The sequence below is a fragment of the Halothiobacillus sp. genome, assembly GCF_028710545.1.
GTDB lineage: Bacteria > Pseudomonadota > Gammaproteobacteria > Halothiobacillales > Halothiobacillaceae > Halothiobacillus.
Window position 1 is genome coordinate 1 of record NZ_JAQTTX010000070.1, and the last position, 9,516, is coordinate 9,516.

The 9,516-nt window shown below is 58.2% G+C and carries 6 protein-coding genes and 1 pseudogene; 2 read left to right on the forward strand and 5 right to left on the reverse strand.

From position 1 onward, the window contains the following. Positions 1–115: 115 nt before the first annotated feature. Genes PHD44_RS11465 through PHD44_RS11475 form a run of 3 tightly spaced genes read right to left on the reverse strand, consistent with a single transcriptional unit; the run spans position 116 to position 3,764 of the window. Positions 116–1,105, reverse strand: coding sequence for a TIGR00341 family protein (locus PHD44_RS11465; RefSeq protein WP_300191808.1), 990 nt, complete (start codon positions 1,103–1,105; stop codon positions 116–118). 3 nt (positions 1,106–1,108) lie between these two features. Continuing rightward, the gene (locus PHD44_RS11470; protein WP_300191811.1) at positions 1,109–3,109 is read right to left on the reverse strand and encodes an ATP-dependent DNA helicase; all 2,001 of its coding nucleotides are present in this window, start codon (positions 3,107–3,109) and stop codon (positions 1,109–1,111) included. Positions 3,110–3,167: 58 nt separating this feature from the next. Further along, positions 3,168–3,764 (reverse strand): tetratricopeptide repeat protein, encoded by a 597-nt coding sequence (locus PHD44_RS11475; RefSeq protein WP_300191813.1) that lies wholly within the window; start codon positions 3,762–3,764, stop codon positions 3,168–3,170. A gap of 96 nt (positions 3,765–3,860) precedes the next feature. Here PHD44_RS11475 and PHD44_RS11480 point away from each other — a divergent pair, with 96 nt between their 5' ends. Beyond that, positions 3,861–3,983 (forward strand): hypothetical protein, encoded by a 123-nt coding sequence (locus PHD44_RS11480; protein ID WP_300186763.1) that lies wholly within the window; start codon positions 3,861–3,863, stop codon positions 3,981–3,983. Between the two features lie 201 nt (positions 3,984–4,184). Here the strand turns inward: PHD44_RS11480 and mrcB are convergent, their stop codons facing one another. Further along, on the reverse strand, positions 4,185–6,509 hold the full coding sequence (gene mrcB / locus PHD44_RS11485) for a penicillin-binding protein 1B (RefSeq protein WP_300191816.1): 2,325 nt from the start codon (positions 6,507–6,509) through the stop codon (positions 4,185–4,187). A gap of 322 nt (positions 6,510–6,831) precedes the next feature. On the opposite strand from mrcB, the gene PHD44_RS11490 reads away from it, so the two are divergent. Then, positions 6,832–8,388 carry a bifunctional aminoglycoside phosphotransferase/ATP-binding protein gene (locus PHD44_RS11490; RefSeq protein WP_300191819.1) on the forward strand — a complete coding sequence of 519 codons (1,557 nt, stop codon included), beginning with the start codon at positions 6,832–6,834 and terminating at the stop codon, positions 8,386–8,388. Positions 8,389–8,546: 158 nt separating this feature from the next. On the opposite strand, the pseudogene PHD44_RS11495 reads toward PHD44_RS11490, so the two are convergent. Then, positions 8,547–9,516, reverse strand: a pseudogene (locus tag PHD44_RS11495) (DNA mismatch repair protein MutS); the annotation flags it as partial.

The window sequence follows — 9,516 nt, forward strand, 5'->3', positions numbered from 1 at the left end:
GAATAACCATTAACGCGGGCTTGCGCCTGCTTCGCATTGAGCTGGCGCAAGCCCGTTTCGCACCGAGCCTTGCGACTCATCCCTCAAAAGCCCGTCTCGGCCACGAAGGATTCAATCAGAGGTTCCCCAGATAAATCGACACCAGTGTCACGAGCAGCGAGATCCCCCAGAAACCGAATGCCCAACGGGAAGAACGCCTGGCCCTGCCTTTATCCGGCCAGCGGCGCGGGCTCACACCGCGGAAAACCAGCACCAGCTTCGCGGATAAATTGATGGCAGTGATGTTGATCAAAAGGAGCAGGGCCGACTGCTCGGCATGCGCCCATTGGCCCCAGCCCATGAACAGTCCCAGCCCGACGGCAGGCGGCATCAAGGCGACGGCGACCATGACACCCACCAGTCCGGCAGCGGCACCTGCTGATAAGGACAACACAGCGGCGGCACCGGAAGCGAGGGCGAGAATCAAGGCACCGTAGCTGACGATCGTGCGTTCGGCTAGCTGGGCGTTGGTGGTCGGCTCGATCATGAACGAGATCAGGAAGGCTACGGCAATCGCCAGCCCCAGCCCAGCCAGATTGGCGAGAATGGCCCGTCGCGTCAGCGGGACGTCGCCCAGCGTGGTGCCGAGTGCCAGCGCCAGATTGGGCCCAAGCAGCGGGGCGATCACCATCGCTCCGATCACGGCTGCCACGCTGTTCTCAATCATGCCTATGGCCGCAACGATCGCAGATAGTACGGTCAGCAGCAGATAGGTTTGGTTGAGCTGGGATGACCGCTCGACTTCCTCGTAGAGTTCTTCGCGTGAAAGGCCCGGATCTTTTGCTTTCTGTGTGTCCTCTGCTGGCTTTTCGACTTCGATTTTAGGCAGGGTGGTCTCGACGTTGTGGATGATGACTCGCGCCTCAACGCAGTGGTCCAGAATTTGCTGCAACGCATCAAGCACCGTTTGCATATTTTCAGGCTTTACCATCATGTTGGTGGAAAACCGCTCGTCTTCCAGCGCGGCTGTGCGCCACCAGTCCACGATTTCCGCGGTGGCCGTGACGCGCTCTATCGCCTTGATTTCTCCTTGGGGCGCAATGATTTCCAGTACCTTCAAGCCCATGGTTCAGTGCTCAGCTATAGCGGTTGGCGTTGCGTCGTTCGTTCGGAAGAACGCCTGCACGTCCTGAATATCGTTGCTTCGTCGCATCGGCGGCAGGGCATCGAGAATTTGTCGACCGAAGCCGGTGCGTTGCAGGCGCGGATCACACAGCACGAGCACGCCGCGGTCGGTCACATCGCGGATCAGTCGGCCCACGCCCTGTTTGAAGGTGATAATGGCTTCGGGCAAGGCCATGGCCGCGAATGGTGAATGACCCGATTCCTTGATTTGCGCTTCACGAGCGCGGCGTACCGGGTCATCGGGTGAGGCGAACGGGATGCGGTCGATCATCACGACCGACAACGCCTCGCCGCGTACATCCACGCCTTCCCAGAAACTCTGCGTGCCGAGCAACACGCCATTGCCCGATTGCCGGAATTGTTCGAGTAACGCCGCCTTGGCCTGCGTGCCTTGCACAAACAACGGGAAGGGCAGTTTGCCTTCGAGAATATCGGCCGCCTTCTTCAATTCCCTATGGCTGGTGAACAGCAAAAAGGCCCGCCCGCCGCTGGCCTTGAGTACGGGAAACACGGCACGCAGAATCTTGAGCGTGTAGTCCGGATCGGTTTTGGGGTCGGGCGGGTTGGGCGGCAGATACATCAACGCCTGATTCGGGTAATCGAACGGCGAGGGCGTTTGCTGGCATAGCGCGAGATTCAAATTCAATCGACGGGTGAAGTGGGAAAAATCCGAACCGGCGGCAAGCGTGGCTGATGCAAATACCCACGCACGCGGCTGGCTTTCAACCACATCGGAGAAGGTTTTGCCCGCATCCATCGGTGTGATATTGAGCGTGAAGGATTTCTCGCGGCGTTCGACCCAGCGGACTTCAGTCGATATTTCCTCGCTGCGGCGAAAATGGATCAGCGACTGGCGCATTTGTATGGCGCGTTCATGGCAACTGGCCAGGCCCTTGCCACGCGGCGCGGCGATTTCCAGTGCCGCGGTCAGGTCGGCCAGTCGGGATTCGAGCGTGTCGAAGGCGGCTTGAATGACCTTGTCTTCGGCGATTTCACTCCAGGCGATTCGGTCGGTTCGGGCGTTTTTTAGTGCCGAAACGCAAGGATCGATGGCTAATTCGAATTGATGCACCACGCCGAGCAAGTCGGTCATGTCCACCGCCTCGGCCTGTTGCTCGCGCACGATATCGCGCAAAAGATCGATCATCTGCCCGCTGCTGAGGGCCGAACCGAAAAACAGACTGGCGATTTCCGGCAGTTGATGGGCTTCATCCAAGACCACCACATCCGCTTCAGGCAACAGTTGTGCAAAGCCGCTTTGGCGAATGGCAATATCGGCGCAGAACAGATGATGGTTGATGACCACCAGATCCGCCTCATGCGCTGCCTCGCGGGCTTTAACCACAAAGCAATCGTCGAAGACGGGGCATTCCTTGCCGAGACAGTTTTCGTTGGTGGAGGTTACGAGCGGCCAGATGCCATGTTCTTCGCTGACGGCATCGCAACGGGCAATGTCGCCGTCGCGTGTGCGCGTGCTCCAGCCCTTGATGGTGTGCAGCGCCGTGACCCAGTCCGGGCTTTTGAGCCGACCTTCGCTCATCGCGCGTTCCAGTCGGTGCAGGCACAGGTAGTTCGAGCGGCCTTTGAGCAGTGCCGTGCGTGTGGTTGAACCCATCAGTTGCTTGATTTGCGGCAAGTCGCGGCTGAAAATCTGATCCTGCAAATGCTTGGTGCCGGTGGACACGATCGCCTTGCGGCCGGCAAGCAGAATCGGGGCGAGATAGCCGAAGGTCTTGCCCACCCCGGTGCCCGCTTCGATCACGACCGTGCGGGAATCGGTGATGGCGTCGCGGATGATCTCGGCCATTTGCAACTGGCCCGCACGGGGCTGATAACCACTAAACGCAGCGGCAAGTACCCCGCTTTGACCAAAGACGTCCTGCAGCGTGCCGGGCTTTGAAGGCGCAGGTGTCGTGGATAGTGTGTCTGCCGATTCTGTGTTCACAGGATTTATCCTCGAAGGGCACGCGGGGCCTCAAGCCAGCGCGTTTTTTCTTCGTTCATCAGCCTTGAGTCTGACCGGGCACGAAACCGGCCTTGCGGCGGGCTTCGGCGGCACCTTTGGTGTCACCCTGCGCCTCGCGGGTCTTGGCGACCATCTGCCAGGCTGCACTGACTTCCCGATTGCTTTGAGCGTATTGCACGGCGCGAAGGGCGAACTGCTCGGCCTGTGCGGGTTGTTTCTGGGCCAGGCGCAGTTGTGCGAAATCGAGCCAGAGTCTGGCGTTGTGCGGTTGAATCTGGACTGCACGTTCCAGCGTGGCCTCGGCCCCGCCAAAATCACCGGACTGCGTTTGTGTCTCGGCGCGGGATACCAGTGCCAGAACAGCCGGGGTGCTGGCTGTTTGAACCGCTTGAGGCGGCGCGCTCGATGTTGAATTGCCATTGGATTGCGGCAGCGTATTTTCTTGCAATCGGGGGATGTTCAGCGGGTGTGCCTGCACCGAGGGCGGAACAGGGGGCTGCTGGATGACCATGCTCGGGCGCGGTGGGGGCGTGCCGGCGCAACCAGCCAGCATCGCAACGGTGATGGCTAGAAGGGTGACGGCACCCATTTTGAGTGCGTGGGCTTGGTATCTTGTCTGTATTGTGGTCGGCATGGGTGTTTCCTGAGTGTTTCCTGGGTGTTGTTGCGATCAATAGTCAGTGCGTGCCGATAGCTAAGGAACCTCTGATTGAATCCCTCGTGAGCCGAGTTGCTGATCCAAAAGCCGCAAAACGAGGCAGAGGCCGCAGGTCGTAGTTTACGCTACGATGCCAAGGCCGATAACGAAGTGTTGCGGCTTTTGGGCGGCAACCCGCATGGGACGGGCTTTTGAGGGCGATTTTACGCGGAGCTGGCGTAAGCCCGCTGTGTTGCGCCGCTCACGAATGGAATAACCATTAACGCGGGCTTGCGCCTGCTTCGCATTAAGCTGGCGCAAGCCCGTTTCGCGCCGCGCCTTGCGACTCATCCCTCAAAAGCCCGTCTCGGGCCACGAAGGATTCAATCAGAGGTTCCCTAAGTTAGTCTTACCCCGTTATCGGAAAAAATTCAAAATCGGGTTGAGCGGATTGCCATTTTTTTCGCCGTTCTGATCGGTGTTCCCCGAACCGGTCGCATCGCCATTGCAATCGAGAATGGTCTTGGGTTCGAAACCGCTCACAAATGGCATCAGGATGCCGGGGCATTGGCTGGGAACGCGCGCCTGCTGCGCCACATCGACATTGACGAAATCGATGCCTTTGGGCGGCGTCATGTCCCGTGGCTTGTTATACAGCGGTTTGAATGCCGCTGCCCACATTGGCAAGGCGCCGCTGGCACCGGTCAGGCTGGTGGGTTTGTCGTCATCCCGGCCGACCCAGACAACACCTACGCGATTGCCGGTAAAGCCGGCAAACCAGGCATCCCGGCTGTCGTTGGTGGTGCCAGTCTTGCCTGCTACGCCCACGGAAGCCGGAATGGTCTTGTTCAGATTATGCGCCGTACCGTTATTGACGACGCCCTGCATGGCGTATTGCAGCAGATAAAGCGCATCGGGATCAGCCACCTTCTTGACGGTCAGCGGGTAGCGTGACAGGGGCTTGCCCTCGGCATCCACAACGCTGCGAATGGCGCGCAATGGGCTGTAGAAGCCATCGGAGGAGAGCGTTTGGAAAATTTGCGCGACATTGAGCGGGCTCATCGTCATCGAGCCGAGCAGCATCGAGGGATAAAACGGCTTGATTTCCGGCCCGCCCAGTCGGTGCAACATGGCCGATACGTTATCCAAGCCGACGCTCAAACCAAGACGGATGCTCGGCACGTTGCGCGATTCGGCCAGATCGGTATAAAGCGGTGTGGGCCCAAGGAATTTACGGTCATAGTTTTCCGGTTTCCAGGGTTTTGAGCCGGGCTGATCGACGGTCAAGGGGCTGTCGTCGAGTGGCGTGATCAGCGAGTACTTGGCCGGATCGGAGAGCGCTGTCAGGTAGATGGTGGGTTTGATCAACGAGCCGATCTGTCGTTGGGCATCCAGTGCCCGGTTGTAGCCCTCATAAGCGGGATCGCGCCCGCCGATCAATGCTTCGACTTCACCTGTGCCGATCGAGGTGATGATGCCCGCGGTTTCCAGGGAGTCGGGCTTGTAATGACGGGCCTTTTCAATTGCATTCAGTGCTGTGACCGAGTGCTCCAGCGCGGCCTGTACACGGGGCTGCATGGTGGTGAAAATGCGTAACCCTTTGGTTTTGAGGTCTTCCGGGTTGTATTGCTGAGACAGTTGCCGCTGCACCAGATCCAGAAACGCGGGATGGGGTGACGTCGTGCCTTTTTCCTTGAGCACGCCCAGTGGTTTTTGTTTGAGTTCGCCCGCTTCGGTCGGGGTGATCAGACCGTTGTCCGCCATCAGGTCGATCACCGTATCGCGACGATCCTTGGCGCGTTCAGGGTTGCGGCGGGGGTTGTAGTAGGATGCGCCTTTAACCATGCCGACGAGCAGGGCGATTTCTTCCGGTCGCAGTTCATCGACCGGCCGACCGAAATAATAACGTGCGGCCAACCCGAAGCCGTGAATTGCGCGGCTACCGTCCTGGCCCAGATAGACCTCGTTCAAATAGCCTTCGAGGATCTTGTCCTTGGAATAATGCCATTCCATTTCCAGCGCCATGATCATCTCTTCGAGCTTGCGCTTGTAGGTGCGCTTGGGCGTGAGGAACAGATTTTTGGCCAGTTGCTGGGTGATGGTGCTGCCACCTTGCACTTTGTGACCGCTGACAATATTGACCAAGAGCGCGCGCAATACAGCGCTCGGCACCACACCGTGATGATGATAGAAATCCCGGTCTTCGACCGTGATGAGCGTTTTGATCAGCAGTGGCGCGTCTTTCTGTACCTGTTCGACATTGAGGAGAACGCGATCTTCATTGATATCCGGGTAAAGCTGGCCGATCGTCATCGGTTCCAGACGAATGATGCCAAGGCTGGTACCCTTGTCGTCATTGACAGCCTTGACCCGGTCGCCGACGAATTGAACCCGAATCTGCCTGTCCGGTTCGTTGCCGTCCGGGAAATCGAATGCCCTGCGGTGCAGGCGGATTTCGTTGCCGACTCGATCATAGGTGCCGGTTTCGGTAAGTGTGTCGCGGTCGCGATAATGCAGATTGGTGAGTTCATCCACCAGCTCGCCGGGCGAGAGATACTGGCCGACATAAATTTCCTGCGGCGCGGCATAAACCGTGGCGGGCAGCTTCCAGAGCGTGCCGGAAAAGCGATCGACGACACGTTGATTCAGAAAATACGCCCAGATGCTCATCAGCGCGGTGAGAATCAGTACAGCGATAATAACGATGCGCCAGAGAAGACCACGCAGGCTGAAACGGCCCACACGCGCTCCATTCGAAGTGCTTTTGTTGGCTGTTTTTTTACCGGTAGAACCTTTGCTGGCTGGGGATTTTTGGGTTGGTCGAGCTGATTTTTTTGTTTGCGCCACCGGGCTCACCCACACTGATACACTAGAACCATAATTAGTAAACAGTTTAACAGCATCTGGCATGAAGGGTGCCTCGAAAAACCGTACGCGTTGATTGGTATGCCTTAGGCCCAAATGCGTCGGTCATACAGTAGGTTTTTCGATTTGCCCGCGCTGATTCAAGCGCCTGCTACCCGGATGTTTTGTATGTAAAAATTTCGTCAAGGAATACATCGTTATGAATACCCCCGTTAAAAATGCGCTACCTCTGGAACAATTCAAACGCCATTTGCATGATCAATATGGCGAGGTCGTGCATTTGCAAACCCATATTTCGCATGTGTTGCTGGCCGGTCCGCACGCGTACAAGATCAAAAAACCCATGGATTTCGGCTTTCTTGATTTCACCGACCGCGACCAGCGGCGGTTTTTCTGCAGTGAGGAAATCCGCCTGAACCGGCGGCTCGCGCCTGAACTGTACCTGGGCGTGGTCGGGCTTGATGCGGATGGGCGACTGGTGGAAACGGCCAACACGCTAACCGAACCTGTGGTGCATATGCGCCGTTTCGATCAAAGCGACCGTCTGGATAACTATGCTCAGACGCACGGTTTGGACGATGCCTTGATCGACGATCTGGCCCGGCAGATCGATCAATTCCACCAGAATGCAGCCATCGCACCGAAGGATAGCCGCTTCGGCACACCTGAAACGGTGTATTTCCCCATTAACCAGAATTTCGAGCAGATTCGCGGCTTTTTGACCGACGATGCCGACAAAACCCAGATTGATCGGATCGAATCGGCGAGCGAAGCGGCTTTTCTGGCGCTCAAGCCCACCATCACGGCGCGCAAGCGTTCCGGCCACGTGCGTGAGGGGCACGGCGACATGCACCTGGGGAACATCGCCCGGATCAATGGCAAGGTGATGATTTTCGACGGGATCGAATTCAACGAAGATTTCCGCTGGAGCGATACGGCCAACGATCTGGCGTTCCTGCTGATGGATCTAACCGATCGACAGTTTTACGGCGCCGCGCGTCGTTTGCTGAGCGTCTACCTCGAATCCAGCGGGGATTACGAAGCCCTGCCGCTCATCCGCTTCTACGCGGCATACCGCGCCATGGTACGCGCCAAAATCGCACTGTTCGGCATTCGCCCGGACATGAGCGCCGAGGAGCAGGCCGAGCAATGGGCCACCTTCCGGCGTTATGCCGATCTGGCCGAACAATTCCTGGCACCGACCGAGGCATCACTCTGGATTACAGTCGGCTTTTCCGGCAGTGGCAAATCACTGGCGGCAATGGAGTTGGTGCAGTCATTGGGCGCCGTGCGGGTGCGTTCGGATGCCGAGCGGTTGCGTCACTTCCCCGAGCGCGCCTTGCGCTACACACCGGCGGCGACCGAGTATGTCTACGGCCATCTGGCCGATGTCGCCCGACTCGGTCTGAAGGCCGGCTGGCCGATGATTATCGATGCCACCTTCCTCAAGGAAAGCCAGCGCGCAGCCTTCGTGCAACTGGCCCAAAACTTGGGTTGCCCGTTCCATATCCTGTTCATCGAATGCGATGCGCCCACGCTGCGCCGCTATCTGCGTGAACGCGCCGCTCAAGGTGGAGATATTTCGGAAGCGGATGAGGAAGTGCTGGAATCCCAACTACAGCAACTTCAGCGGCTAACGGCGCAAGAGCAAGCTTTGACCTACCGTTTGCGGTGCGACACGTCATTCGCGGGACAAATTGCCGATATTGTTTGGGCAAATCCCCCCAGCCCCCCTTTAGCAAAGGGGGGTGAATAAGTCCCTTCTCGAAGGAGTGTGCCCCCTTTTTGTGAAGGGGTGAATAAGTCCGTTCTCGAAGGAGTGTGCCCCCTTTTTGCGAAGGGGGTGAACAAGTCCGTTCTTGGAAATCATGCGCATCCCCCTTTGTAAAAGGGGGAACGAGGGGGATTTAAGATTCAAGACGCCAGTTCATTGCGCCAGGCGTAAATCAAATCCAGCGCCTGCTTCGGCGTGAGTGTGTCCGGGTCGATTTTTTCCAGCGCGGTAATCAACGGATGCGGCTCAATCTCAGGTTCCGCAATTGCATCGCTTACTTCGGTCGCGGCAAACAAATCGAGCTGCGGCGTGGCCGCCCCCACGGGATGTTGCTGCTCCAGCTGCTTGAGCAATGCCTGTGCGCGGCGAATCGTTTCCCGCGGCAAACCGGCCAGCGCGGCGACCTTGATACCGTAACTCTGGCTGGCCGGGCCTTCCTTCACGCTGTGCAGAAAAATCAGATCGTCCTTGTGTGTCACCGCATCCAGATGCACGTTGCGCACTGTGTCGAAGCGCTCGGCCAGTTGCGTCAGTTCGAAGTAATGGGTGGCAAACAGCGTAAACGCGCGGTTGCGGCGAATCAGGTGTTCGGCGACGGCCCAAGCCAGTGCCAGGCCATCGAAGGTCGAGGTGCCCCGACCGATCTCATCGATCAAGACCAGTGAATTTTCGGTCGCCGTGTGCAGAATTTCCGCGGTTTCGGTCATCTCGACCATGAAGGTCGAACGGCCGGAGGCCAGATCATCGCCTGCGCCGATGCGGGTGAAAATGCGGTCGATCGGGCCGATGCGCGCGCGTGTGGCAGGCACGAACGCGCCGATGTGTGCCAGCAGCACGATCAATGCCGTTTGCCGCATATAGGTCGATTTACCGCCCATGTTCGGGCCGGTAATCATCAACAGTTGCCGGTTCGGCGTGAGTTCGCTGTCGTTCGGCGTGAAGGGCTGACTCCCCGAGGTTTGTTGGCCCGAGGTCATTTTACTCAGGGCTTCAATCACCGGATGCCGTCCCGCTTCGATGTGGATGCCCGGTTCGCTACCGAGATCCGGGGCCACCCAGCGATGGCGCTCGGCCACCCGCGCCAGGCTGTGCAGCACGTCGACCTGGGCA